At 48.4% G+C, this 26,446-nt stretch carries 29 protein-coding genes, 2 tRNA genes and 3 pseudogenes; all 34 read right to left on the reverse strand.

The annotated features are described in order from the left end of the window. Window positions 1-40: 40 nt before the first annotated feature. Entirely contained in the window at window positions 41-754 is a 714-nt protein-coding gene (locus tag AACS80_RS22490; protein ID WP_135409929.1) for a phage baseplate protein, read from the reverse strand. Next, the gene (locus AACS80_RS22495; RefSeq protein WP_135489332.1) at window positions 754-1,761 is read right to left on the reverse strand and encodes a hypothetical protein; all 1,008 of its coding nucleotides are present in this window, start codon (window positions 1,759-1,761) and stop codon (window positions 754-756) included. Before AACS80_RS22495 ends, AACS80_RS22490 begins: the two co-directional genes overlap by 1 nt. Then, the gene (locus tag AACS80_RS22500) at window positions 1,761-2,027 is read right to left on the reverse strand and encodes a hypothetical protein (RefSeq protein WP_000209262.1); all 267 of its coding nucleotides are present in this window, start codon (window positions 2,025-2,027) and stop codon (window positions 1,761-1,763) included. Before AACS80_RS22500 ends, AACS80_RS22495 begins: the two co-directional genes overlap by 1 nt. Further along, the gene (locus AACS80_RS22505; protein WP_096246994.1) at window positions 2,024-2,692 is read right to left on the reverse strand and encodes a hypothetical protein; all 669 of its coding nucleotides are present in this window, start codon (window positions 2,690-2,692) and stop codon (window positions 2,024-2,026) included. Before AACS80_RS22505 ends, AACS80_RS22500 begins: the two co-directional genes overlap by 4 nt. A gap of 3 nt (window positions 2,693-2,695) precedes the next feature. Then, window positions 2,696-4,684 carry a transglycosylase SLT domain-containing protein gene (locus AACS80_RS22510; protein WP_138184005.1) on the reverse strand — a complete coding sequence of 663 codons (1,989 nt, stop codon included), beginning with the start codon at window positions 4,682-4,684 and terminating at the stop codon, window positions 2,696-2,698. Window positions 4,685-4,747: 63 nt separating this feature from the next. Further along, complete coding sequence (locus tag AACS80_RS22515) at window positions 4,748-5,365, reverse strand: hypothetical protein (RefSeq protein ID WP_135409928.1); 618 nt, start codon at window positions 5,363-5,365, stop codon at window positions 4,748-4,750. Then, window positions 5,362-5,793 (reverse strand): hypothetical protein, encoded by a 432-nt coding sequence (locus AACS80_RS22520; protein WP_000613368.1) that lies wholly within the window; start codon window positions 5,791-5,793, stop codon window positions 5,362-5,364. The genes AACS80_RS22515 and AACS80_RS22520 overlap by 4 nt, the downstream gene beginning before the upstream one ends. Before the next feature lie 23 nt (window positions 5,794-5,816). Beyond that, complete coding sequence (locus AACS80_RS22525) at window positions 5,817-7,154, reverse strand: hypothetical protein (protein ID WP_135409927.1); 1,338 nt, start codon at window positions 7,152-7,154, stop codon at window positions 5,817-5,819. Continuing rightward, the gene (locus AACS80_RS22530; RefSeq protein ID WP_135409926.1) at window positions 7,154-8,098 is read right to left on the reverse strand and encodes a hypothetical protein; all 945 of its coding nucleotides are present in this window, start codon (window positions 8,096-8,098) and stop codon (window positions 7,154-7,156) included. The genes AACS80_RS22525 and AACS80_RS22530 overlap by 1 nt, the downstream gene beginning before the upstream one ends. After that, window positions 8,085-8,525 (reverse strand): hypothetical protein, encoded by a 441-nt coding sequence (locus tag AACS80_RS22535; RefSeq protein WP_135409940.1) that lies wholly within the window; start codon window positions 8,523-8,525, stop codon window positions 8,085-8,087. Before AACS80_RS22535 ends, AACS80_RS22530 begins: the two co-directional genes overlap by 14 nt. Next, complete coding sequence (locus tag AACS80_RS22540) at window positions 8,522-8,962, reverse strand: hypothetical protein (protein ID WP_135409925.1); 441 nt, start codon at window positions 8,960-8,962, stop codon at window positions 8,522-8,524. The genes AACS80_RS22535 and AACS80_RS22540 overlap by 4 nt, the downstream gene beginning before the upstream one ends. Beyond that, a complete protein-coding gene (locus AACS80_RS22545) occupies window positions 8,962-9,432 on the reverse strand; it encodes a hypothetical protein (protein WP_000780863.1) in 471 nt (156 codons plus the stop codon). The genes AACS80_RS22540 and AACS80_RS22545 overlap by 1 nt, the downstream gene beginning before the upstream one ends. Before the next feature lie 57 nt (window positions 9,433-9,489). Then, entirely contained in the window at window positions 9,490-10,518 is a 1,029-nt protein-coding gene (locus AACS80_RS22550) for a hypothetical protein (RefSeq protein ID WP_135409924.1), read from the reverse strand. Window positions 10,519-10,532: 14 nt separating this feature from the next. Then, window positions 10,533-11,150: a hypothetical protein gene (locus AACS80_RS22555; protein ID WP_135409923.1), complete on the reverse strand. Its 618-nt coding sequence runs from the start codon at window positions 11,148-11,150 to the stop codon at window positions 10,533-10,535. Continuing rightward, window positions 11,143-12,465 carry a DUF2213 domain-containing protein gene (locus AACS80_RS22560; protein ID WP_138184006.1) on the reverse strand — a complete coding sequence of 441 codons (1,323 nt, stop codon included), beginning with the start codon at window positions 12,463-12,465 and terminating at the stop codon, window positions 11,143-11,145. Before AACS80_RS22560 ends, AACS80_RS22555 begins: the two co-directional genes overlap by 8 nt. Then, complete coding sequence (locus tag AACS80_RS22565) at window positions 12,446-13,279, reverse strand: hypothetical protein (RefSeq protein WP_171021452.1); 834 nt, start codon at window positions 13,277-13,279, stop codon at window positions 12,446-12,448. Before AACS80_RS22565 ends, AACS80_RS22560 begins: the two co-directional genes overlap by 20 nt. After that, window positions 13,224-14,660, reverse strand: a complete 1,437-nt coding sequence (locus AACS80_RS22570; protein ID WP_135409922.1) for an anti-CBASS protein Acb1 family protein — start codon at window positions 14,658-14,660, stop codon at window positions 13,224-13,226. Before AACS80_RS22570 ends, AACS80_RS22565 begins: the two co-directional genes overlap by 56 nt. A gap of 19 nt (window positions 14,661-14,679) precedes the next feature. Next, window positions 14,680-16,008 (reverse strand): terminase-like family protein, encoded by a 1,329-nt coding sequence (locus AACS80_RS22575; RefSeq protein ID WP_001700787.1) that lies wholly within the window; start codon window positions 16,006-16,008, stop codon window positions 14,680-14,682. Continuing rightward, the gene (locus AACS80_RS22580) at window positions 15,998-17,107 is read right to left on the reverse strand and encodes a terminase small subunit (protein ID WP_135409921.1); all 1,110 of its coding nucleotides are present in this window, start codon (window positions 17,105-17,107) and stop codon (window positions 15,998-16,000) included. Before AACS80_RS22580 ends, AACS80_RS22575 begins: the two co-directional genes overlap by 11 nt. A gap of 3 nt (window positions 17,108-17,110) precedes the next feature. Continuing rightward, complete coding sequence (locus tag AACS80_RS22585; RefSeq protein WP_000126790.1) at window positions 17,111-17,320, reverse strand: hypothetical protein; 210 nt, start codon at window positions 17,318-17,320, stop codon at window positions 17,111-17,113. Beyond that, window positions 17,298-18,230: a GREB1-related protein gene (locus tag AACS80_RS22590; protein ID WP_135409920.1), complete on the reverse strand. Its 933-nt coding sequence runs from the start codon at window positions 18,228-18,230 to the stop codon at window positions 17,298-17,300. Before AACS80_RS22590 ends, AACS80_RS22585 begins: the two co-directional genes overlap by 23 nt. Window positions 18,231-18,756: 526 nt before the next feature. Next, a pseudogene (locus AACS80_RS24040) lies at window positions 18,757-19,014 on the reverse strand (ParB/Srx family N-terminal domain-containing protein); the annotation flags it as partial. 268 nt (window positions 19,015-19,282) lie between these two features. Continuing rightward, window positions 19,283-19,651: a hypothetical protein gene (locus tag AACS80_RS22600; RefSeq protein WP_001009468.1), complete on the reverse strand. Its 369-nt coding sequence runs from the start codon at window positions 19,649-19,651 to the stop codon at window positions 19,283-19,285. Further along, window positions 19,641-20,426 carry an enterotoxin A family protein gene (locus AACS80_RS22605; protein ID WP_135409917.1) on the reverse strand — a complete coding sequence of 262 codons (786 nt, stop codon included), beginning with the start codon at window positions 20,424-20,426 and terminating at the stop codon, window positions 19,641-19,643. The genes AACS80_RS22600 and AACS80_RS22605 overlap by 11 nt, the downstream gene beginning before the upstream one ends. A gap of 188 nt (window positions 20,427-20,614) precedes the next feature. Further along, window positions 20,615-21,169, reverse strand: a complete 555-nt coding sequence (locus AACS80_RS22610) for a glycoside hydrolase family 108 protein (protein WP_000836756.1) — start codon at window positions 21,167-21,169, stop codon at window positions 20,615-20,617. Between the two features lies 1 nt (window position 21,170). Then, the gene (locus AACS80_RS22615) at window positions 21,171-21,449 is read right to left on the reverse strand and encodes a phage holin family protein (RefSeq protein WP_089603069.1); all 279 of its coding nucleotides are present in this window, start codon (window positions 21,447-21,449) and stop codon (window positions 21,171-21,173) included. Further along, entirely contained in the window at window positions 21,442-21,831 is a 390-nt protein-coding gene (locus AACS80_RS22620) for a putative holin (RefSeq protein WP_135409916.1), read from the reverse strand. The genes AACS80_RS22615 and AACS80_RS22620 overlap by 8 nt, the downstream gene beginning before the upstream one ends. Window positions 21,832-22,669: 838 nt before the next feature. After that, window positions 22,670-22,750, reverse strand: a pseudogene (locus tag AACS80_RS22625) (tellurite/colicin resistance protein); the annotation flags it as partial. 1,099 nt (window positions 22,751-23,849) lie between these two features. Continuing rightward, window positions 23,850-23,924: transfer RNA gene (locus AACS80_RS22630), tRNA-Gly, on the reverse strand. A gap of 3 nt (window positions 23,925-23,927) precedes the next feature. Next, window positions 23,928-24,003: transfer RNA gene (locus AACS80_RS22635), tRNA-Thr, on the reverse strand. Window positions 24,004-24,325: 322 nt separating this feature from the next. Beyond that, a complete protein-coding gene (locus tag AACS80_RS22640; protein WP_135409914.1) occupies window positions 24,326-24,877 on the reverse strand; it encodes a DUF1133 family protein in 552 nt (183 codons plus the stop codon). Beyond that, the gene (locus tag AACS80_RS22645) at window positions 24,874-25,164 is read right to left on the reverse strand and encodes a DUF1364 domain-containing protein (RefSeq protein ID WP_000774471.1); all 291 of its coding nucleotides are present in this window, start codon (window positions 25,162-25,164) and stop codon (window positions 24,874-24,876) included. The genes AACS80_RS22640 and AACS80_RS22645 overlap by 4 nt, the downstream gene beginning before the upstream one ends. Next, on the reverse strand, window positions 25,164-25,763 hold the full coding sequence (locus AACS80_RS22650) for a DUF1367 family protein (protein ID WP_000940346.1): 600 nt from the start codon (window positions 25,761-25,763) through the stop codon (window positions 25,164-25,166). The genes AACS80_RS22645 and AACS80_RS22650 overlap by 1 nt, the downstream gene beginning before the upstream one ends. A gap of 38 nt (window positions 25,764-25,801) precedes the next feature. Then, a pseudogene (locus AACS80_RS22655) lies at window positions 25,802-26,090 on the reverse strand (hypothetical protein). Window positions 26,091-26,446 lie beyond the last annotated feature (356 nt).

Consider the following 26,446-nt stretch of genomic DNA (forward strand, 5'->3'; position numbering starts at 1 on the left):
TTCGCTTTATGGATAGAATTTAAAGTGAAATAAACCGGTATTAACCCGGATTTGGTTGCTTCGACGTGATCGTGCTGCCGCCGCTTTGAACGCCAGTCACATCGTGGCTGTGGCCGCTGGCGCTCACGCCGTTGATAACTGCATCTTTCTCGACCTTGAGAGGGCCAATCAGCGAAGCGGTTGTATCCTTCATTTGTTCTTTGTCCTGGACGATTGGACCGTTGAGATGAATTTTCCCGTTCATGAAGATATCTTCGGCCTCGAGGTAAACAGCTTTCGACTTTAGCCTAATTTCTTCCGGTGCCACCGTTACCGAGCTACTGCCGTCCTCTGTTTTGAGGATCGCGCCATCTGGACCGTACAAAACGATTTTTTGCGGATCTTCGTCGGACCAGTCCTTGTTTGCCAGTGGCACGAAAAACAGTGGAGTGAGCGACATCGAGTAAGAGAGCGTCGCCATACCGGTTCCCAACCCGGACACACCGCGCAGGGATACATCAGCGGCAATTGTTACTCCTCGATCGCCCGGCTGTATCGGGTAACGGATATACGGGAATGTGGCGACAGGGATTGTTATCTGCGGAAAGTTGATCCCCTCCGGCAGCATATCAAACTGAACTGTCACTATCTGCCCGCTGACACCGACAACATGGCAGGGCAATTCACGACCTTTAAGCTCGGCTTGCTGGTTACCAGAACTGGTCATCATCTCCGACAGCGTTCGGAGAAACGGTAATTTTTGAGCGTTTGACATTACACCCTCGCCCAGTTCTCAGCATATGCCTCGAATACCGTCACCCAGGCATCGCCATCGGCTGTCAGATACGAACCAATATGTCTGACCGATTTCACAAGAAATTTCCCGGTGAACGTGGTCGAATTTTTTGCGATAACGCCAGGAGCCGTTGTATTAGCCATCACAATCGTCGCAGCGCCTGAATATAGCCCCTCCGGCAGTTTAACCACATCACCACATCTGATATCGCCCCTCATAGGGCATTTAAAGCTAACGGTAAACGGCGCTATCCATGTCGGCTGCCCGACCAGTTCATGGGCATGAATTGTTTTTGGCTCACCCCACTTTGCCGATGCGTTATCGTAGATTCGTATTCTGTCGGAAAGAATACTGATGGCGATTCCGCTATACCTTTCATTACGCATCATCGCAATAGAGGCGTTTTTTACGACCATAGCCAGAGAACCAATCTCCGTATATTTACCCGTCCACGGCTCTGGCAAAACCAGGTTGTCGCTGACTGTGCAATCAATCAATTTATTGGGATATGCTTTTTGCAAAGCGCGGACTAAAACATCGCCAACCCTTTCGCCTGCTTCCCCCTGCCCCTCAATTGAAAAAGGTTTACCGTCATCGGTTTTGCGTATGCTTGGATTTATTACCAGGTTTAAAGTCTGGTTCGTGCCGATCCAGTTGGCATAGGCCAGATAAATTTCACCATAGATTACCTCCCCCTGTTGATCCTTATTTGCCAGTGGTAACCCCTGAACAAAGCCTGCTTTCATACGGACCAGACACCCCTGCAAGCTTACACTTTGCTTCAGCATGTCAATTGGTAATCCATAGATCGTCAGCATCGTGCCCGAACAGACTACATCCAGGCCGGTTACTTCAAAGTCAAATTCAACATGCAACCCACATCCTGGTGTTTCACTGGTATCAAAAGGTCCAATGGGTTTTCCATTGCTATCCACTGGCGGCTTGCCTGTTTTAGGATTAATAATTTCCAGTCGATAATAACGCATTACGAAACCTCAAACTGATTCGTACTTTCGCGAAAAACAAGTTTCCCCGGTGAGCAAGGCAGCGCCAGATTGATGTCGTAACTGTCAGGTGACGCAATCAGCGGCATGTAAACAATCACGTCTCCAGAACTGTCTTTCAGTTCCAGGTAGTAACGATTTGCATACAGGTTAAACGGAACGCGGGCGAATGTTTCATATTCTCCGATTCTGGCCGTGAACTGAAACGGACCTCGCCCGTCTGGTTTGAAAGGAATTAACGTTGTCATAAGCCAATACCAAACTCCTGCACGACCTGGTTCTTAATACCTGACCACGATAGCGGCCCGTCTGACGGCATCCCTTTATCAAATTTATCCAGAACGCTCGCCAGCGTTTTTACCGTTTGTTCGACAGACGATAATGGTTGCTCAAACTCAATCTGCCAGGTGTGCTGAACCTGCTTGTTCTGCTCAGAGAAACCGGATGTATCGATAAACGACCGCATCAGACAGCGCGTGTAGATAAACGAGGGAGTCAGAACGGTGTAGCAACCGCCATACTGGTTATGCATATCAAGCGCCATTTTCAGCGCCGTAAACGTCATCCCCTTAGTGGTGTAGCCACCGTCCTCCGTTGATGCCGGACGGATCATCTGCATGACTACCCGATTGGGCTTCCTGACGGTCGCATTCGCTGCCGTTACCTGGTTATAGAAATTCAGGTTGCAAATATCCTGCTGGACCAGCGTTGTCCCGGCCATTGGCGTGAATGCCGCCATCGAGCGTGTATGAATCTCTCCATGCAGCAGACCGTTCGCGATACTTAGTCCTTCGGTCAGAACAGCAATCGGCATCACCCCGCCGGGAATTTTCGACGCTATGCCATCAACTAAAAGAATGGGCGAAACTTCAAACGCCAGTTTGAAAGCTTGTCCAAAGTAATTAAGTGACATCTTTTACCCCGGTATTTGTTGCGTTCCGGCGAGTTGTGCCAGTATGTCGGAACCCGGCGATTGTCGCACCTGAAGCTCAATTATTGCGCGGGCATTTTTGCCAGCACCCTGAAGGTTATCTCTGGCATTTCTTAGCTGATTCATAATACCAGGGTGTTGATCCAAGGCTCCCTGTATCTGAGGCAATAATTTAATTAAATATTTTACAGTCTCCATTCTCAAACTTAGATTTCCATCTCTATCAATACGACCTCCGTTATATGCCGTAAGCATTTTTGCCACATCGCCTTTATAACGCCGATTCAGATCATTTAAAAAGCGGCCAGCCGCAAGAGTGGATTTATTTGGGTCATAAACATCATCACCCACCAGACCATACTGTTTTGCGGTGCTATCCCAGAATTGCCACAACCCCTTAGCGAATCTACCTTTTTCATCTGGAGTTCCTCTTGCCAGAGGATTCCACGAAGATTCAACCTCCGCGATAGCTGACATCATATTTTTAGGAAGTCGATAAGTATTATTGGCTTGCTCTACAAAGTTCTGAATATTTCTCTTTAAATCATTAGGCATACGGTAATTTTTATATACATCATCCTGTTTATAAAACTCACCCGTATACTGATTTGTCATCGGGTTTGCTCCCGGCAACGCACCACCGAGATATTTATTTCCAAATGCCGCAAGAACTGGATCTGCCTGTTCAGCACCAACTCCGGTTCCGGGGAGATATTTATCTTCCCCACCGATCCATTTGATAGCTGACCATATTGCTTTTGCAATCCGGCTCACCGCCAGAGAAAAATCGTCAAGATCATTTTTAAATTGTTCGCTATTCAGCCACTTACCAAGTTTCTCCAGCCCTTCGCCAGCCTCAGTGAGAATTTTTTTAAAATTCCCACCATTCAGAAAACCTTCAATATTGGATGTCAGCCCATCAGATGCACCTCTGATTAGTGGGTTATATCTGGCGAGAGCTGCATACCAGGAATTTGATATTCTGTTTCCATTTACCATCAGGTTACTCACCGTGTCCTGATAACCTGACTGCATAGCTGGCGTGAGGTAAGCGCCGAGTAACCTGGTATTTGCTGCAAATTTCTCATTCAGTTGGGGGATCTTGTCCAGATTCGCTTCCATCTGGTTAGTTGTCACGACTTCAACAAATCCAAGCCCTTGTCCGTTGAGAATCCCCTGAGTAAGTCCTGAACCTTTATATTGCTTAACGAGAGATGCAAGCGCGCTCATAAGTTTGGGCAGATTCTTTGCAGCACCATCTCGCGGATCAATTCCAAGACTAACCAGGCCAGCATAGTTTGGATCGTTCGGGTTTTTCTGTGCGTTAGCCAGATGCTGAACCAGCTCTTCTGTGCCCGAAAAATATGGCGAATAGGTGGCACGTGCGGCCTGCATTTGGGCGGTTTCCATCCCTAACCCCTGAGCCACGCTATACTGCGCCGCGACTTTGCTTGCCATATAGCCGTAGCCAAACGGCCCCGCTACCCCTATTGCAGCTATTTTCGCCCCCCACGAAACCGTGGTTTTAAACAGGCTTTTTAACCGGGAATTAGTCGTTTTAAGCGTTGAATTGATCTGCTTGTAAGTTTTCAGCGTCTGTTTGGCGTTTTTCCCCAGCCCGCTGAGGTACTTATCAAACATCGTTTCGCCGCGACCTTTATAGTTGCTCACCAGCGAATCCGCTGTTTTTCCGCTGCCGACAAAGCGCCCTTTTTCATCCCTTAAACGACCATCAGTGGGTGCTACCGGAACTGGCGCGGATGAAGATGGTTTTCTGGGAGCCTGATTGACTTCTCCACCTGTGGTTGTCTGACGGGATCCACCTCCTGCATCTGTATTCGAAGGTATTTTAATCGGCGCCCCGGCAGGGCCAATCATCAAGCCGTTGCGATACTTTTCAAATATCGCTTCAAGCCGCCTGAGGTGCTCTTCATTTACATCCAGCGTCAGAACAGGCATCTGATTATCTGACATTCAATAACCCTCCCGGCGTCGTGCATTTACGCAGCTCACGAAACTGAGCTGCTGTTTTTACATTCAGACCGGAATTTGCCCAGATGTCGCTGAATCCGTCTCCGGCTGAGTAGTCGAGGATGTCGCTGATAACGTGCTCGCCGTCGCGCCAGAACTGGCGACAGGCTTCAATGTCGGCAATGAAGCAATCCATTCCGTAAGACTCAAGGATGAAGTGCAACTGTTCCACATTCCACTGACTGCCAGCATCATCTGCTCCGTCTGCTCCGGTGTGTTTATCGACGAGACGCATGTAAAAAAAACGAGTTCACCTGCCACATCATCAAATTCAACGATGCCGCGCTCCAGCGCCATATCAAGCGGGATCGTGTCGTAGCCTTTCCCTTCGGCTGGGTAAACCAGATTCGCAAGGCGAATGATTTCATTCACGAGCGTATTGCGAACGCCCTTTTCGCCATCCCAGATATTCATATCTGAGGCGATCCTTTCCAGCATAAGGCAGGCGATACGCGGACCCGCAACGACGCCAAGACCTTCAGAAAAAATGGCAGAAAAGGTTTTACTCAGGATGAAGAAATGCTCTTTAAACACCTCTTTGCTGATCGGCGTGGCATGGATCCAGCCATTACCCTTTTCTGTCCGGACAGGAATAATCAGATTCAGATTTCGGGAGATTTTCATACCAGATCCCACATTTCAGAGTTGATGTAATACGTACCGGTAATGGTGATGGCCACTCCCGGCTCGCCCCCGGCGAAGGTCATATCCTGCACATTGGTGATCGCCGTGTTATAGATATCGAAGTCACCGAACACCGTGCTGTCGCTATACACTTTTGCGTCGCCGATCGTGGCGTTCTTTTCCCATTGCGCCTTGAATTGTTTTCCCAGCGCCTGGCTACGCAGCAGGTGAACACGCGCCTGCAAAATCATGTATGGCTGCGGCGACTGCACGGCTCCCGTCATAGCGGGTAAAAACTCCGTGATATTGCCCTGAAAGGACAATTCGACGCCTTCTTTTGCCAGAAATGAGGCGGACACATTCAGTTCGGAATGAGAGGTGAATTTAACGCTGGCGCGAACCCGGTTAAGGGTGCCAACGGGGATCATTGGATTAGGCACGGTTCAGTCCCTCACGAAAGCTGCATTGTCACATTGATGTTAAAAACGATTTCGACAAATCCGCGCATCGGCGTATAGGTGGCCGACAGGCCTGCATAACGCCCGATACCGTAATCATTCGGATTAGTGTTGATATACTGGCGGAAAGGCACTGCATCGACGACAGGCTGGCCGTTGACCAGGCCGTAAGATACGCCCGTATTGAACACCGCCTGTGCGACCTGCTGTAGACGGTCGATCCCGTCCTGGTTGTAGTAAAGCGGGTTAATTGGGTTATTGCTGCCGTTGATCACCGTGTTGGCGAGCTGCATATCGACATTAATCTGCACCCAGTCCACGGAATACCAGTACGTCATATCGTTACCGTCACTGGTAACGCCTTTCACCAGAATCGTGTTGGAAATTCCACCCTCAGCCCCCGTGTCGACGTAGTTAATATTCTGCTTCGTCATTGTGGTCAGAATGGAATTTTTGCCCTTGTGGGCGTTTACCGCCTGCAGATAGCGAAATGCCATCGGCGGCACCTTGTTGATTTCTGAAGGTGATGCGGAAACATAGTTCCACATTACGGCTGCTGCCGCGTTTGTCGCCGGGTACGTATCATCCGCCGTTGCAATAACCGACTTAATACCGGCATAAGGCGAAACGTAATTCGTGTCGTCCGGCGTTTTCGTCAGCACGAAGAAATACTGCATCGCTTCGTTGGCGGTGTGGAGTTTTGCCAGACTGATAAATTCTGCGTCACCATCCCACGGCTGCGGCACCAGATACGCATAAAACCGCAGGAGCGGATCTTCCATATAAGCTTTCAGTGCAGCGATTTCCTTACTGACCCCGCCTTTCTGTACTCCCAGCTCCAGCAGGTAAATCCCAACTGAATTTCCCTGGGCAAAAAACATGTTTACTGCCGTCACCAGATTTTCACTGCCGACAATGGAAAACTGCCCCAGTGTCACTGGCGAACCGGAAAGCTGAGAATCAGCAATCGTCCAGGTCAGTGTTTTTTCATCCGTGACGGTAGCAGTATATTCGCCATTCCACGCGTCGGGCGAACACCCGGAAACAACAATTTTCACCTCAGAACTGTTTTCGCGTCGGATGTTGCTCCCTTCCGGAAGCGTCATCGTAACGGTGACGTTTGCCGCAGATTTTCCTGCGGCAGCCGCCGACAACGCAGCAATCGGATTTTTAACCAGATCGTTAATATCCTGATTGCTGGTGAGTAATACAGGCTTCCCCGGCTCATGAGTCGTGGAGCCAAACGAGAGAACCGCAGACATCTGCTGCAAATTCGAGGGTATAGCCCCGATGGTCTGGGACACATTCACCGTGACGATATTAAATCCCATTATTTAACCTCATATTTACAAATAACTTTTTCAATCAACTGCCGGGATATTTCCCGGGCGGTGCTCTGGTAGTAATTCACGTCAAAATCGACAATCTTTTTCTTCGCCAGAGCGTTGATTTCAACCTGTCCCGACTTTGCGTCCTGAACCACCGGAATATTAGTTACACCAAACTTTTCCTCCTCCAGCGCCCTGTTCACCACCGAGTCGACAAGATCCAGCGCCATTTTGTTGCTGAATCCGTAAAGCGTCAGGCGAACCGAATCCTGGACGAGCTGGAATCGCTCACCACCGAAAACAACGGGAGCCACCTGCAACGGAATGCTGTTGCGAACATCCACCGCGATATACGGAGGACGAAGGTTCTGAGGTACCAGGTAAGAGGGATACACGGTCGCGGCATCTTTCATTTGCAGCCAGATCGGGATGCTGTTGGAGATGATCTGCTCGTCGCTGATATCCTCCTCGCAGTCGATAATCTGAGAACGCATAGTTGGTAAAATCGCCATGCCGCGATAATGAAAAATACCCGACTGCTGATAGCGGCTCTCCATTCGTGAAAAAGCGAACTGGACGCCGCAGTACTCACCGAGATAGATCGCATCGGGATTTTCCACATTAAAATCATCAACCTGCTGAACAGGCGTGAAAATAATGTTGTTCACATCCTTCGAGACAGACTCGTCCTGAATCGCAATAACCTGACGATGCAGGCTGCCTTTGATTTTCAGACGAGTTGGTGACTCAATATTCAGGCGACACAGTTCATCGCAACTGATGATTTCCGCATTAACCCAATAGACAAAACCATCCAGCGGCAGAACCTGCCGGACATAAAGCCTGAATGTGATTTCCTGGTCTGACGAGATGGTTTCAACTGCGGATTTAAGAACGGATGAGAGCTGCGAACTGTGCTGTTCGGCTAATTCCTCAAGACTCGGCATTGTTATCTATCCACGCTATAAAGCTGCCCTTAAACAGGCCGCCGTCTATGAATGACGGACGCCGCTCCCCGGTATATTTGTCCTTAAGCCTGGAGTTAACGCCCAGTAGCGCGGCCTGAGTTGGCACAGGGTTTCCGTTAATCGTCATCCCGGCCATTTCTTCAGTTTCAAGAAAAATATGGAAAATCTTCTCAGTCCCTTCCAGAAAATGCTCGCCTGGTAGCGGAACCTTATGCTTAAGGTGATTGACCAACTGGTACGCCAGTTCAGTACCTGCCTCCTGGATAATCTCGTCCTTATGCATTTCCCAGAAGTGCGTAAAAATTTCGTATCGCCCCTCGAGGTCACAGGCCACGTCAAACGTGGTTTTTCCCGGTTCGTCGCCGTAGTCATACGGCTGGTCGACAACACCAAAACAGAGTTTCATGGCTTGTAACCCCATACTGTGCCCATCTGCATCAGCACCGCAACAACCTGTCGTCCATACGGATCCTGCAACATCTGCAAATCCAGCAAAGACAGATTACTCAGCGCGTCGCTGATGGTGATCGAACCCGATGTCCCCTGGTCTGCTGCCGCGCTGACAAGCCCGGTAGCCAGTTTCCCAAGGTTGAGTTTTTTTCTCAGGTCAGCAAACCACGAGCCTGGGGCGAAATTCAGGAGGAATGAGGCGGCAGCGTTATAAACCGTTCGCACATAGATGATGGGTAAACGCTCCAGCCCCTGATCGTGAGGGATTAGCTCCATTGCAGACTGAAAGCAACATTCCAGCGTCGGATCATCGTCAGCAATAGCGTGAACCGGTACTTTCATGTCATCACGAACAAAGCGAATAAATCCCTCCAGTGACGGACGCAGGGTCATTATTTTTTAACCTTAATATTTCGCTTTGTGCTGGGCGGATTTTCCTGTTCGGTGTTGATCGCTTCCCCGGTGATTTCCATCTCAATACCGCCAGGTTGAGGTTTTTCGCCGCTCTGAATCACTGCCTGATCCACCGCGTTATTCAGCGATACGGCGCTGGCCGCGAGAATTTCCTCTGACATGGATTCCAGATTTTCCGTTTTCTGCTCCGCGCAATCCTCAATACGACCGACGCTCACAGGTTTATCGATGGAATAGCAGATACCGGAAAAATTCTTGTCCACCTTGTCACAACGCTGGAATCCGTAAGGCTCATGCTGTCGGATGATGTGGTCGATAATATCGGACTGATTTTCGATCATATGCTGACGTCCGGACGGAATTGTCACACCGAACGACTGCGTTTTTTCGGGGAGTTTGTAGTTGAACGTGTGCGGCTGACGTGAGCAGTTAGCGATGTAGAGCTTCATAAATTTTTCCCACAAAAAAGGGGAGCATTTAGCTCCCCGCGTTATCAGATTGAACGTTTATGCGTATTTGGCAGACAACAGGGTGATCCCCTCCGGGCGGAAGTTCCAGCCCGGTGTCGCACGCATGGTATACAACGTGGTCAGGCCGCCATCCGGCATAGGGGACGGGATTTCCGTCGGCGCTGCCATGTCGCAGAACATCACGTTGACGGCCTGCTGGTTAGGGACCAGCGTGGAGAAAATATTGGTGTTAATAGCGTGACGCGCTTCCGGAACCTCAATCGTCGGGTTCGTAACGATGATCAGGTCACTACCACCAGCCCCCTTACCAATCAGCGTGTCATCCTGGCAGAAAATGATGTCATCGCCCGTCGCCTTATCGGCGACGTCTTTAACCATCGTTCCCACCGTTCCGGTACCACCACCAGGACGCTGGTAACTGGTCAGCTCAACAATTCCTGTCCACTCCAGCGCCTTCATGAATCGCTGTGGGCTCAGAATAACAGTCGTTAATGGCTGCCCCAACAGCAACATGCGGGTTTTCTGGTCAGCAATCAGGCCTAGCATAAATTTAGCCATCTCGCCGGAATCCCAGGTGGTATATGAATCATTGCCTTTGCTGTCGTTACCCAGATTCAGTGTCACTGCGTTCGGGGAGTTGGTGATCCCCTCGTTATTAGCTGCATTCACGCCATACAGCAGCATATTACGCAACATTTGAGCGTGTCCCTGGCGGTTAGCCAGGCGCAGGCCTTCAATCAGAGAATAGCCCCAGCGATCTGCTGCATCAGTATCGAGATAGCTGTATTGCGAACGGGAAGAAATTCGGTAAGTCATCATTCCGTCATAGCCGCCAGAGATACTGGAAGACGGTAACTGACCCGGCAGAGACTGGCTGACCTGCGCCTGCGAGGTCATGCGCAGATATTTCTGATAGACCATCAAATCACTGGAACTGATTTTTACCGCTGGAGCACCACCAGCCAGGACTTCAAACGCCCCGGAGGCCATGCTCTGTTGCACGATCATTTCCGGCAGCACCATTGACGGCGACACAATAGTAGTCGCAGGAGTAAATGCGCTCATTAATTAATATCCCCTTAAATTAAAAACAGGCCACACGGCTTGCCGATTTCCCAGACAACGTTACCGCCATCCTCTTTTTTCACCGTCAGGTTTCCTTCAACTGAAACCATCAGCAACTTAATGTCCACTTTCGGGTTAGCCCCCGGCGTTCCCGTGTAAACATCAATGACGTTATTTGTCAGGTCCCACACAAAACCACTAGCAGCAACGGTGTTATTGCCATCAGCCAACGCAACAACTTCTGCACTGACCGGGAGAGGAATGCGGGCGCCTGAGCCAACGCGGTAATAGTGAACAAAGCCACCCGCGAGATATAACGGCACCGGATTATCCGACGTGGTAATGCCATGAAATGCCTGATTAAAGACCGTAAAGGCGTTACAGGCGTCCTTCGTGGCCTGCTTGATAACCGCGCCGTTAACACTGTCTTTCGCGGTAGCGATGCACTCGATAACACCGACACCACCCCATACCGGTTCAGTGATTTTGCTGTCCAGTCGTCCGGAGCAAAGTTGCAGACGAATTGCCGGATCATCCTGCGCATCCCCCTGCATCAGCCCACGGGATTCGACGTTAAAAAGGCCACCAAATGCTCCACGGTTTTTAAACGGATGAAAGTTAATATCAGCCATTGTTCAGGCTCCCTTGAGTGTTAATTTTTGCCAGACGACGCCCCGGAATTTTGAAGGCACTCAGCCAGACGTTCGGATCGCCCTGATATTCAGTAATGCGACGCCCGGCTTCATCGTTGCGGATACGTTTATGCAGTTGCCCCTGCGTACTCATCATTTCTTTTTCGATGGACTGACGGGCGGCACTGAAAATTGCGTCTTCAAGCACAGCCAGCGTTGCAGAATCCGCAATCGCGCGAATATTGACGTCCTTATGTGCCGGAGAGTGTTTCTGCATAGCGATTAGCGCACGCTTGCGGTAGTCCAGCGCATTTTCACCAGAAAACGGTGCTGGCGCGTTTTTACCGCAGGCACTGAATGCGGAGTCGGCTTTTGCCTGCGCTTCTGCCAGGGCAGAGTCATTGCGTTCTTTTTCTGCCTCCTCGTCAGCCTTACGCTGTTCTTCCGCTTCGGAATCAGCCTTTGCTTTCTCCTCAGCATCTTTGGCTGCTGCCTCGTCAGCTTTGGCTTTTTCTTCCGCCTCCTTTGCCGCAGCTTCATCAGCTTTACGCTGTTCCTCTGCGGCTTCATCGGCTTTGGCCTTTTCTCCGGCCTCTTTTTTCGCCTGATCTTCGGCGTCCGCCCGCGCTTTGTCCCGCTGTTCCAGAGAGTCCATGCGCGTAACGACACCATCGATTTTCTGATTAATGCCTTGCAGGGCATCGCTCACAACCCCCTGTAACAGGGCCTGGAGTTCTTCTTTTTCCATCTCGATTTCACCTGTGTTTGTCACTTCAACCCCTGCGGGGATCCGGTCTTTATCCCACACGCCCAGCGAGCCGTGGTCTTTCGTCACCAGGGCAATGTGATCAACAAGGAAAGGAACGCCTTCGATTAAAAAATTGGTGTCACCTTCCTGTACTTCCACATTTCCTGATGTGCTGTTGAACACCACCGACGGGCTTGTCGAAACATCCCCCTCAGTGATTTCTTCAACAATGCTCTGGAGGTAAACGCGGCACACCGCCCATACCTCATCACCCCGGATATACGGCAGCATGACGCTACCGACGATCCGCGATTTAAAATCCTCCTCCGTCAGAACTGCGTCGTCAGGATGGTTTGCGATAACCGGAAGGCCATTGCATCGCCTTAAAAACTCCTCATTCAGATAGAGCTTTGGATCACGCCATACGTGCTCTTTCAGCCCGGCGCGATAGGCGAGCCCGGTTCCGGTTATTCGCAAATTCACCAGCCACATGTTGGAGAATTTCACCGGAGACGGTACGGTTCCGTCCCTGATGCGTTCTGCCACTTCAAGCTCGGTTAAACTCACGTTTGCCCTTCTCCGTTAAAAATTCGTCGGGTAGTTTCTGAGGGGCGTAGATCGGCAGTGCATCGCAACTGCAATAAACCTCCTCCCCGGCAGCAGTGATTTCGTCATAAAAACCATTTACGGGCTTAATCAGCCCCTGCTCCAGCGCCCACGAATCGCGGAGGAGATAAATTGTCTCGTCGCGCTCTTTGTGGTCCTGTCGGTATTTGTAGCCCGGACGCCGCCAGTTCGAATGCCAGCGCAGAGCAATCGCACCACTCTGAACAGCCAGCAGATACTTAACGTTGCTTGCCAGCTTATGCCCCTGGTCAATTGCCACCCGGCGACTGATAAAATCCATATCCTTCACGGATTTCTGAAACCCGGCCTTCACTTCCCGGCGATCAATTTCGCTCACCCCGCCAGGCGGAATGGACGTAACCCACCCCTGAAAACGCTGTATGGTTTTCTCAATGGCCTGTTCTCGGTTGAGTTTTATCAGGTTGGCACTGGCGAAAATTCGCCTGTCGAGTTCCTTGCGAAACTCAGGTTTCAGTTTTTCAACAGTGATTTTTTTAGGGCCGTCAGGAGGCTGATCCCGTAATGCCCCGCCGTCGATGACAAGACGGCTGTAGATAGCGGTGAGGTGTTTTCTGGCTACGGTATCATCAGGGGTTTCTCGCTGAGCGGCTACACGGAGTTTCCGGCACCATTCGAGCAATGATTTTTCGCTATCCCACCCGTGACTTACGTAGTAGTTAACGGCATCCGTCAGAACCTCATACAGCGTCCTGATCCGTTTCTTCTTCCTCACCGCCCGGCTGGAAATTGCCATCAGGCGTCTCCTGCTTCGGTGGTTCATAATTCGCCAGCGCGTCCACATCAATGATGAGTGGAGCTTCGCCATAGGTTTGCGTGGCATTAACAAGGCTTGCCAGCCATTCAGCGAGGGCGGCGCGGTTTTCAGGATCAACCTGTGGCGACACGGCAGAGAAAAGTGCTATCGCCTGTTGAATCACTTTACTGTCGCTTTCCCGGCGTTTGTCCGGCGACTCCTCCACCAGCTCCTGCCACGTCGCGGTAAATTCACGTCGCCACTGGTAAAACGTGGTTTTATAGTCGTCGGTTATGATGTCCGGGTAATCATTTTTCAGCGACTGATAAAATTCCTCGTTCCAGGCGATGTACTGCACCAGGCGTTCGAAATAATCCATCACAGGTTCAATCTGCTGGCGTACACCATCGATATACTGGCTGATAGCTTTCGAGTCCTCCTTACCTTCACCGAATCCGTTACTGAACGCTTCTTCCTTGATAATAATGGCCGGAACGTCACTCCCGGCGGCAATATCAGCAATGATGTTGTCGCGGGATGTATTCAGCGCCCCGTCGATGTTTTGCAGGTTCAGTGAACTTACGTCTTCGTCTTTTCCAATACTCAACACGCCTTTATTTTTGGCGGCTTTCACGTTTTCCCTTTTACGCCCCGTGGCAGCAGCCATGATCCCGTCAATTTTCGAACCGTTCTGCACAACTTTAGCCACCAATACGCCTGCCTTCTGGCTGACGAGATCATTCGCCTCCATCGTATTGATATAGGATTTCAGGGAATAAAGAACTCGCTGAAACACGCTTCGCCCGGTGAATCCGAACGATGAAGTCTGAAACTCCAGATAAATCGGTGTGCCGTTGAAGATTTTCAGTGTGCGTGACGGATGCCAGTCTTTTCCGCCAATCTTCAGTTTTTTATTGGCTTCCTGGAAAAACGGGCTGTTGGGGTTCTGGTCAGTCACCATCGAACCGGAAGCGTTCAACGGATCCCACGCGTTGATATACACGTCATCTTCTGTCAGTCCGAACGTCGGAAGCGGTTCACGACATGAAACACTGTCGGTGCCCACGCCGATCGCTGCAGCACCGTAGCAACGAGACAGAAAAAACAGATTTTTAATCTTCTCGTTAACCTTCATACGTTCCCATACCTCCTGGAAACGCCGCACAACCCGCTCGTCAGGGTCTGTCTCCACGTTGTACTGGCGCGGCTTACACATCGCCATCAGTATGGGTTTTTCGACAAGTTTCCCGCCCAGCGGGTGGTACTGCCACAGCAGTTTACACAGTTCATAGCCAATGTCGGTTCCCGGCTGAATTTCTTCAGCCTCAAGAATGCGCATCAGCGAAGAACTGAGATTTACAGAAATCTCGATCTCAGCCATCAGAAAAAAATCCAGATTTTTACAATTCCGCGTAATTACCGTGCGCGATGATCAATCCATAGGTGTAACAATCGAAAAGGTCATCTGCACGTTTATGCGCATCTTTGTCTGCCAGGTGGAACCCGGCTATTTGTTTTATGAGGTGGTTTGCGGTGGTGCGTTTGAATGAAACGGTCTTGTCGTAAGCCTCCCGGACGATTTTGCACATCCCCTGATAGTGGTAGCTGGATGCCATCACCGCCCGTTCGTCTTTACCTTTGCTGGTTAGTGCCGATTTAATCGGCGTCATATCCCAGCCTTCGGTTTCCGCCTTCTGGTTGAGGATTGCCCCCATTGCGGCGTCTTCCATAAAAATTCCCTGGCTGCCCAGACGCGGACGGCATAACTTCGCCAGGCGCTCGAGGTTGTCATAAACGCCGGGGATATATTCAGGAAGCAATGACGCTTTAATTTGCGTGACATCCCAGTCAATAATCGTCAGTTTTGGCTCGTCCGAATACGTTGACTCATAAGCGAAATACACCACGCCAGTACCATCATTTTCGGTCCCGCCTTTCAGCGCCGTATCCATCACTGCGAAAATCATGTCGCAGTGCGGCGGCATCTCAATCGGCTGACCGTCCACCAGCAGCTTATCGACATCGAGTAACGCATCTTTGGACCAGTCCACGAACTCGGCAAGATATTCCTGCTGCCAGACGCGCGGATCGGATTTCTTCTCCGTTTCCTCCAGTTCTTCTTTCGGAATATACGGATTCGATGAAGTTGGCGCATGGTGCATGACAAATCCCAGGGATTCATCGTGGCATATCGCGTAGAAAAAATTGCTCTCGTCGATACCGTTTGGTGTGGAAAATACCCACGCACAGCCACGGTAATCAACAAGTGTCGGGCGTATAGCGCGGGGCCAGATTTCCTCGAGCATTTCCGGCGATTTAGTGAATGCGGCCTCATCAATCAGCACAGCGTGATACTTACGCCCACGTCCGGCCAGTTTGTTGTTGTCCGTCACCCAGAAGTCGATGCGGCCACCGTTCCGGAGAATGATGCGCTTTTCATTTTTTGACTGGCTGAGGATCAGCGGTTGCAGAACGGCGCTAATTTCATCCCAGATTTCCTGGTACTGGCGGTATTGTGCGGTAAAAATCCCCACCCTACCCGCGATAAGCTGCCCGGTGGTAGGAACGGCAAATTTCCGCGTCGCGAAACTGGTAGCGATGTTCACCAGCATCACCGTTTTCCCCCAGCGACGACCACAGCAAACCGCGTGGAAGCGTTCCTCTATTGCCGCCGTCCATGCAGCTATTTGCCCCTCATGAGGTTTTGGGAGGTAGATTTCAATCGACATTATCCACTCCCGGCATCGGCAGAGAGTTGTGGATAATTATTTCGTTATTCTCACCACCCACTCCTTTTTTGAGGTTTTCAATCTCAGTGCGCAGCTTTTCGTTGCGAAGCCTCAGTCCTTCAAGCTCCAGATCATTGCGGCTGTCAGTTGCACCACCAGCAGAACTTCCTTTCGTCGCCATTATCAGCTTGATAAGTTCACGCCGGGCGGCAGCTTTATCCTCCAGCAGGATCTCAGCACCGAATTTTCCTAGCTTTGCCCCTGCATATAATTGCCGCGCATCCCCATCAAGCAGAGTGGTATCAGCCATATAAAGCTGCCCCGTTCCCTCACCGCAGCACTTCGGGCAGTCCGGATTGGGTATGGCGTTATCAACAAAGCCAAGGCCACCATATTCCGGCTCGGGTTTGCCATCTCTGGAAGCCTGCGCCGCTACCTTGTCGAATTCTGCTATATCGCGCCACTGGTAGAGATGATTCTCGCCCCAGCAATAACGGCAGTTAACACGGCGAAATTGTGCAAGCTGATTGGGGTCGGCCTGGACAATGGCCATCAACTGACTCACCAGTAAATCCAGGTCTGCGGTATAGCGTTTCTGGTACTGATTGCGGAACCATGAGATAGCCCGATAAACCTTAGGATTTCTTAGGAGCTGGCTGGCAGTTACGTAGGCCGCATTCCCCTCTGACTCGTATCCTGCCAGGCGATATGCCTCAACGAGTTTTCTCCCCTGTGCAACCAGCATCGCAAATTTCGTCTGCTGCTCTGAGATGCCGAATTCATCGGGATTGAATAAAATTTCCTGATCATTTCCTGCAACGGGAGAAACAACCACTCTGGATTTTTTCTTCCCCGTTTTGCCGGTTCGCTTTTGCGCAGTTTTCTTTTGCGCACCTTTTTGCGCAGTTTTCTTTTGCGCACCTTTTTGCGCAGTTTTGCGCACTTCTGCCTGCGCATTTTTCGGAGGTTTTTTGATGTAACGACGGGCTGTTGCGTAATTCAGTCCCCTTGCTTCACACCATGCCACCGGAGATATACCGGAGCGGGTGTATTCAGCAATATACTCCTGCTGCAACGCCCCCCAGTCCGGTCTGCTCATCAGTTAGTCCTGATTTTTATCCACCCTGAGTAGTTCGCGCAGAGCAAAGGCATCCCCTTTTCTGGCAAGCTTAAACAATGCCGCCCGTAACTCGGCTTCACCTTTCGCTCTGCCCTTACGGATGGACGCATAAAAATTTGTCATTGCTTCCCGATTTTCTTTCAGTCGATTCAGATCAACATCCAGAACGTCAGCGATTTGTTGTGCAGTCATCCGGCACGCTGCCAGAGACTCGACTTTCGAATACGGAATCATTTGTCACCCCCATTGATATGCAGGGTGTCTTCTTCCTGTATTTTTCGTGAAGAATTTTTACTGCAGCGTTGTTCCAGGTGACCTGGTGGTGAATGCGTTTATGGCTGGCGCCCATCAGTGAGATTTTTACGCACGACGGTGCATACATGACGGAGTAAAAACTTTTAACGTAGGTTCCGGAATCCAGATACAGCTCGGTCATTCCGCCACTGTTTTTCTGCGTCTGTTTCTGCCCTAACTGGACAGCACCGATCGTCATAAACAATTCTCCACGGCGACCGAGATTCGTGTACGTATTCACATCCTCGTTAATGCGTCCCATGAATGAGAACGGTCGGTCAACCGAACTGATAAAGCTGTTCATTGCCTTACGTTTCACCCATGAAGCATGAGCGCCATTGTCACCAAGAAAATCCCCGCCCTGCGACATAGCGATGGAAAGCGCGGGTATTGATTCGTAATACGCCAGCATTTCAGAAAGGATCGCATCCAGTTTCCTTATCGGAAAATAGGCCTGGTCATAGTTGCGATCCACCCGAAACTGGAACTCGTGATAATCATCATCGAGCTGAATGAAGTATTTACACCCGACCATTTTTGCCAGGTCGAAACAGGCATTACGGGCGTAAAAAATTGAACGGCGGTCACCGAGATTATCGGCTTCGTCAAAACGACTGGCGATATCGGCTTTGGAAAACACCAGCACCTGTTCACCAAATTCTGCTACGTACTGATGCCGGGTCTTGTCTTCATCATCGACAATGATAAAAATTTTCCCGGTATAGCCAGCACGACGCAACGTCCGGTAAGTCAGAACTTTGTCCGGTCGCCCGTGAGTCAGAATAAAGGCGCAAAAATCATCACGCACATTCATCCTCCTCCCCGCCATGCATGATCTCCACCATACGCTGCGTCATCCGGACAAATCCATTTTCAATAGCCTGCTGATAATCAATGATCACCAGCGCCGACTCCTCGAAAAGACACTGAATTTCAGCGGGGGCGTGAGCGTAATAGTCCGCAATTCTGCTGAAATTAAACACCGTGTGACGTTCTGCCGCACACAGGAGGAATTTCTCAATATCAGGATCAAGGGGCGCCGAACGTATCCGGTTGATCAGCTCCTGAGTTTTCGTATCGTCGTACAGTTCACTGATATCCGGTTTACCGCCCGATGGCTCATAAACAGGCGTATCAATTTTCGTCGTATACGGCTCATCCTCATTTCCTGTACCTGGCAAAACATCCGTCAACAGCTCATCAATTTCTGTCGGGCTGAAGCCTGTCAGGGAGACATCAAAATCAGCATTGATTAACTCCGACAGCTCCATACGTAACAGTTCTTCATCCCAACCAGCGTTCAGTGGCAAGCGATTATCTGCCAGGCGATACGCCTTTTTTTGGTCATCCGTCAGACCAGACAGAACAATGACCGGAACGGAATCCATTTTGAGCACTTCAGCCGCCATAACGCGACCGTGACCCGCAATAATTTCGCCCTTTTCATCAATCAGCACCGGATTAGTCCAGCCGAATTGCTTAATGCTTTCTACCAGTTGTGCCACCTGCTCAGGGCTGTGTGTCCTGGCATTGTGTGCATACGGAGACAGTTCTTGTAACGGGCGATAGACGATCTTCAATTTCTCGCTCATACAGCCTCGCTTGATGAATAAAAAAGCTCGCCAACAGCCAGTGCGCTGGGTGCGCGGCGGGTGCTGTTGGTGAACCATGGCATTATAACAGCCCCTCACTAAAGAGCTGTTATAATGCTGATGTGTGGTTACAACATTAATATTTTCAATGCTATATATCCGCTTATATTCGCCCCCTTCAATAATAACATTCACACAATCAGCACTTCATAAGCTCATAGAAATAAAAATGCCCCACTCTGGGGCAATAAAACAAAAAACAACTTAATTATTCCGCATCTAATTCTATAGCCCATATATGATTCGGACTATATGCTTCGCTTGCGCATAAATTCACTTTCATATCTGAAAGTATAGCAGCCATTGCAATTTTCCTCATTTCATCAGCGACATAATTGTCCGGATAGTTTTGCGCCCCAGGAATAATCCAAACACCGCCAGTTGAACTGACAACATATATACCTTTCCTATTAACATTTGCGTCAGCAAAATATTGAGTCAATTTGACTCCCTCTACAATTCTGGCTGTGGTTCCTCCACAGTTAGTTCTAAACTCCTGGCTAACACCTGCAAATGTTTGGATAGATACCAAACTTATCATAAAAACAAAAATTTTAATCAATGCCTTAAAGTTCATCTTTATCTCCATTCTTTACCAGAAAATCATCAATACTTTGCAAAGTCAACAAAGTGGATTTGCGTTTTATGAGCTTCTTAAATTTTAATAAATTAGCTTGCGATAGTTCATTAGTGATAAAATCACAGGTTAAAAAACTATTAGTTTTATTATTTTGATGGCATTGATCTGGCGCAAACTCTATCCAAGGGTACTCTCTCCAGGCTGGGAATTCATCAGGGAATCCCGCAAGATGATACCCATCTTCATTCGGTGCAACAGATAATCCACGAAATAAATCTCTTCGATAATTTCTGTTTCTGTGCATCCCCCCCTCTATCGCACCAAAAGTTACTCTATACCATCCAATTATTTGTGATAATGGAACACCACCTAATGCTGCATACTCATTTTCACTTGGGTATGGGCTGTATGTACCGAGTATGCCGTTCACATCAAATAAATTAGGCGCTGGTGCAATGACATAAATATAATACTCGTTAAAGCTCCCAAGCATATTTTGCCCGATCAAATGAGCCTGTCTTAATGTCGTTGTTGTAGATACATAACCATCATTATATCTGGTATTCCCTGTTACAGTTCCTCGGGCGTGATCATATAAATTAATATTGATTGGCGTACCACGTTCATACGCTTCATCTTGTCCTCGGGGTATTAACCCACCAGAACGTCTCACTTCATCTGGTGATCTGGAGTCTGCTCTATAAAAATCATTAGCATAAGACGTAGAAGATATGAAAACCAAGGTGACAAACCAAAAAACAATTCTATTCATGATACTTATTGTGCGCTCTGAACTATGTACAATGACATTAACGCATCTGCAAAACAGATAATTGATGCAAATCAATAAATAGAATTATTCAAAAACATAAGACATATATAATTTATCCTGAGATTATAATTTCAGCTATTACGCAAATTTTTTATTTAATTTTGTAATTTCCAACTAAAGTATAAATATCAACAATTGATTCCTGATACGCGCTCTTTAATCCAGCCATATACAAACGACTCGTTAGCCTCCCGTTTCTCTGCCAGCTCCAGGTAACGGTCACCCTGCGTACAGTTCAGTGCGGTCAGCATTACCCGTTCGCCATCCCTGCCACGATTTTTCAGATATGCCCGTAACGCATTAATAGTTCGTGGGCCGATACGTCCGTCTGCATCCATATCCGGATACAGTTTCCCGCGCAGGTTGAAAACGTTCAGCCAGCGTTGAAACATTTTTGACGCCACGGTTGGCCCCATGTTGACGCCTGTGTCGCACAGCTCTGCGGCAATATCCGGGGACAAATTTGCCACCTGGTCAAAACGTGGGCCGTACCAGTAATCCGCCTCGAGTATTTCCAGCGCCTGCCCGCGCGTCAGGTCACGCATATCGCCCTGATATCCGTGCGCCCGGGCGACTTTTTCAGTAATGCCCCATTTGGTCGGACCACCTTTATCATCCGGATGGTTGACGTAACCGCCCTCTTTTCCCAGAACTTCGTCAAAAATTTCATCTTTCGACTTCATTTCAGTACCTTCGTAATGCAAGGATTTTTGAAACATTCCCACGTGCACGTATCACCAGCACGCAGAACAGCAGATTAAAAAACACCACCAGCCAGTTCGCCGCTAACAGACGACCACACAGATAGCTGAGTGGCGCAAGGGCATAAAGCAGCATCAGCAGCCAAGCCAGCCATGACATCAGCGGTTTATGTCTGGAATCATGACGACGATAAAAAAAAAGCGTCAACACGATAACCGTGCATAACGCTACATTCAGCAATCCAGAAAGGTTATCAGGCATTGCCGCCTCCCCCACCCCGCAGGCGGGAGAACAGGCCGGACACCAGTGATGCGATATCCTGCTGGTGGATGAACGACAGAATCTTCACCGACACCACTGACACCAGCACTGCACACAATGCGTCGACAGGCGCTCCGTCAAACCCTGTATGCTTTACCAGCCAGGATGCCAGAACCTCTGCACCCAGCACGCCGATAATGAACGACACCAGAAAATGCGCCGCCACACGCCAGGCTGAAAGCGCCTGCGGTATCGTTGCCACAAATAACGCCCCGGCGAACGCACCAAACACAATCCCGAAATCCGTTCCGGTAAACAGCCCGAATACCGTCGCCCCGCCGAGCGCCGCAGCCGTGCCGGAACCGGATAAGGGTTCAGACATACTTTTTCTCCTGTAAATAAAAAAGGCCACCAGCGGCCCGTAAAAAACAACATCCCATCGAAGGAATCCGCAAATGCCTTTTGTGTGACATAGTCTGATATGAAAAGCGAAGAATTAATGTACGGGAATAAGGATTACCAGAAATTCAGATTAACTTTCCTGTTTAAACGAGAAAAATTAATTTATATACTTTTTGCACTTCCCGAGCGGGAGGTGGAAAGGAAATTCGTTATGTTTCACGGACTTTGTCCAGCGACCTTAATCCGACGGTCGCGTTTTTTTTGCGTCATATTCATCGTTGACTTACATGGCATTGCCACACGGACATTATCAGTGTCCGTGTATTTTTTTGAATTCAACACAAAAAAAACCGCCTGGTGCGGCGGTTGAACAATGCTGAAGATGAATCATTTTTATTGTAGTGAAATTGAGATGTTGTGGACTTCCCTGAATATCTGACTTTATGTCTGATATTGTGGTTCCAAAAACAACAATGTAAACCACCCTCATACCGGGGAACATCTCTTTGGTGTTATTTACAACACCGGAATGATGCATTTCCGACTCTCCAAAGAAACACAATATTTCTACCGAAAATACACCATTCCGCTATTGTAAAATAACAGCGCAAACCACTGACTAGCCAATTACAAATCGGTGTTCCTGTTTCCTGAGCAATGTTTACTCTTCATATGAGTTCTTGTCGGGGAATAAAACCACTCACCCGGAAGACAGACGTATAATAACAAGGAATAAAATCACTTCAACTGTAATAATCTGAAAAATGATTCTTGCCACATGAAAACACCCACCAACCGTCCATTACCACAAATAAAAAAGCCTTCACCGCGTCGCGGTTTTCCATTTTCTTTACTTCTACAATAGCCTTACGGGTTTTCTTTTTGAAAATCCCAAACATCGTGAATTTTCCTTTTAGTGGGTGAGCCTCCGCCCGGGGTGACCAGTCCACAGAGAAAGTCACACTGATCATCCCGTAAGCTTACCCCTGAAAGGTTCTGTGGTTTTTGATCCGCGCCGGGCGTAGCGCAAAGAAATGAAATAAGCCTTATCTGAAATTAAGGTTAATCTGAGGATTTAAACCATTCTAAATGCTTAGTAGTATAAACATGCCTATTGAAAGAGGCAGATACTTATTCTTCTTCATGGACTTTGTCCCGCGGCTTTAATCCGACAGCCGCGCCCTTTTTCGCCAATATAAACCGGATTGAACTCATACAAAAAGCTCACCGAAGCGAGCCTGTTAAAAGTATATTTACCATTACAAGTGGACCGTCACCGGGGACTCGAATCCCGCACCACAAAACAACAATATTTGTTATGCACTCTTACCCGATGAGTTAGTGACGGCTTTTTGTTCTGCGGGAATCCAGTCTGACGAACAGAACTATCGGAACACCTTGCAAAAAAAAGCCAGCCACCAGAGACTGGCTGGCAAATTACAAAGTTTAAATGATTCATCATACAAGCGTCGTTACAGGGAAAACCTGCGGTGCAGCAAGATACAGAAATGTAAGCAAACTAACAATAAGCAAGCACAGCATATTCGGAATAAGTTATAAATTTAACGATGTAATGCTTATTCAGCGTACAATTCTGCAAATTACCGAAAAAAAACCGCCTGTTAAGGCGGTGGTCAAATCAGTAAGTGCTGAAGAGTATTATTATAATATAGGTGAGGTGTCGGGTGCCTCCCGAAATACCTGACATACCATCAGATACTGTAGTTTCCCCGCTAAACAACCACTTAAACCACCCCCGCACATGGGGCTCACCTCATTTTGTGATGTTAACAACATCGGGATAGTGCATAATCAGCCCCTGCCAGGAAACATCAAAAAAATCCCACCAATAATGCACTATTCCGATAGTATCAAAAAACACAGCACCGAAATCATAACTGGTCTCCATTATAATTCGGGAGAGCGATAAAGGATATACGAGACCTTTCCCGCGAAAAAAACGCCAGTGCTGAAAAACCTATACCTCATTTGTTTTGCTGGAGCGGGCAGCGGGAATCGAACCCGCATCATCAGCTTGGAAGGCTGAGGTAATAGCCATTATACGATACCCGCATATGGTGCCGACTACCGGAATCGAACTGGTGACCTACTGATTACAAGTCAGTTGCTCTACCTACTGAGCTAAATCGGCATTATTTCCTCAGACAGGAATATATCGCAATTACTCCCCCCTGAAGAACTGCGGCAAATAATACGTTTAAATAATAAAACTGCAATACATCACAGCGTCAAGTTTTGTAAATTTATTTTTAGATTTCTATTTTGTCAACTTTTTATATAAATTTAAAAACAGTCATAAATGTACACAAAATATATTTTATACGACTATTTAATCGCGCATTTTTTAACCAGGATCCAGAAATAAAAAAACCCGCCAGTGGCGGGTTTTTAAGTTCACGTTTCTGGTTAACCTCGCGATACAGCTTTGCGAAGCGTAACTGAATTGAAGCAGCTTATTGCTCACTTTGCAATAGTTTTTTTTGTGCCGTGAACATTGGTTTATAAAGCATAAATTCAGCAATCATCAGCCATTGATCGATACGACGTCGACAGGTAATTAATGTCCAGTCAGGATGATTTTCATTTAACTGCTCTGCCATTTTCAGTTTGCTCATTCCCCGCCCTTCATATCGTTGTCGGAGGATGCTAATTAATCCCGGATACTCGACCAGCACTTCGCTAATTACCCGATCAATACATAACGCCTCGGCATCAGTACAATGAGACAACCAGCTTTTCTGCTTACCGTCGAGCATTTCCCGCAAAAATGCCTCCAGTTCCGTCTTATCAATCCCCGCTTTTTTCATCCTGCGCAGAACTTCATTGATGGCTGTTTTCGTCAATTTTTTGGATGCCAGCAACTGGTTAAACATATTCCCCGTCTTACCGTCGCCAATATACGACCAGCGCCCCCACATACGCAGTTTTCCCTGAATCCAGACACTTTCCAGCGTGGTGAGACGAAGGTGTTCCCCGCTTTTTCCTGTATTTGTTGGGTAAATCATAAATAACCTTCCTTTCTCCAGATTTCTTGTGTGCGAAAAACACCTTCTGCATGCATCAGGCGTAATTCTTCTTTGGTGTAATCGCTGGTTTTTACTCTCCCGTCGATTAAATCGTGGCATGAGCTACAGGCAATTGCAGCCTGCATATCGTGTGGCTTTGTCGCTGTTCCACACGTCCCCGCCAGTCTGTAATGCGCCAGCACGGAAGTTTCGGGATTGTGATTGCAGTACCCAGGAATTCTGACCTGACACATCTGGCCCCGCGCCGCTTTACGTAAATCTGCCATCACGCAAACTCCAGCAGCTGTGCAGTCACATTTTCGACTTGTTCCGGAGAGGAAAATTTACGGAACAGAATCCAGTTCCACAGCACATTCAGTACAGATTTATAAACCTGCTGAAACTCGGTTTCGTCCATATTTGCAAACGCGATGGATTTCGCCCGACGCCCGCGGCTACCGTCCGGATAAAAATGCTCAGTGTAAAATCCGGCCTGAATGGTTACCCATTCACGGAAGGCGTCAAATGACTTGAGTAATGCCGTATCCTGGGTTCTGCGTGTCGCAACTGTATTCAGATATTGCTCTGCGGCTTCGCTCAGGGCTGGCGTATGTTCCCTGCCTACCGAGTCACACAGGTAATCAACGAAACCTGACACCAGTGTTCGTTCGCGAGGCGTGATCGCGCCACCGACCGGAGTCCAGTAATCGAATCCGAGTTGCAGGAGTTTGAAAAAACGCTTGTGGAATGCGTAGTTACGAACACGCTTAAAGTCAGCGTGTATCCACTCGCCTATTTTGATTTGATGCAGAAAATCGCAACTCTCCGGCGTCGCCGGGAGAAGTAAACCAGAAGAAGTTTGTTTGACCAGTTGTATATGTGCCATCGGTTTTCTCCGGTGGCACGGTGTTACTCAGCAGGGGGTCAACCCTGTGCTGAATTGTAGATGAATTCACTCAGTCTCAAAAGCAAAAAATCCAGCCTTAAGTCCTATCTCTTTCAAAGCCTGTAATGATGTGACAAATTCATCTTCACGTAAAATAAAACCGTCCACCATAAGTCCATCCACAAAATAAATTAACACAGCACCGTTCTTCCTTTGCTGGGATTGTAAACATTTAATGCGGCAGTGACTGACAATAGTTCCATTCTCAACGCGCACAGCATAGAGGCCATTTTCACTAAACAATTCATGCAATTCTTCGATTTTCATCTTCAGAATCCTTCCAGATAAATAGCTCTCCCCTTTTCAGGGTCCATCCATCTTCTCCCTGCGCGCTACTCAAAACGGATGAATTCTAATTAATCTTTATTTCGAAGCAATCGCAAAAGATAAAGCCGAAAATAAAAACAAATACGACAAATACGACAAATACGACAAATACAATAATATCGAAAATTAACTAACCATTCGGACAACAAGGCAATATAATTTCAGTTAAAATTATTAATCCCTTATTCATGAAAAACAAAACCCGTCGAAGCGGGTTAAGTGCGGGTGCGTTGAGGATGCCTGACACATCAGAGGTGGCGGGGGTTTACCCCGCCTGGTCTCTTACTCCTCAGGTT

It is taken from the genome of Escherichia sp. E4385 (assembly GCF_963883145.1).
GTDB lineage: Bacteria > Pseudomonadota > Gammaproteobacteria > Enterobacterales > Enterobacteriaceae > Escherichia.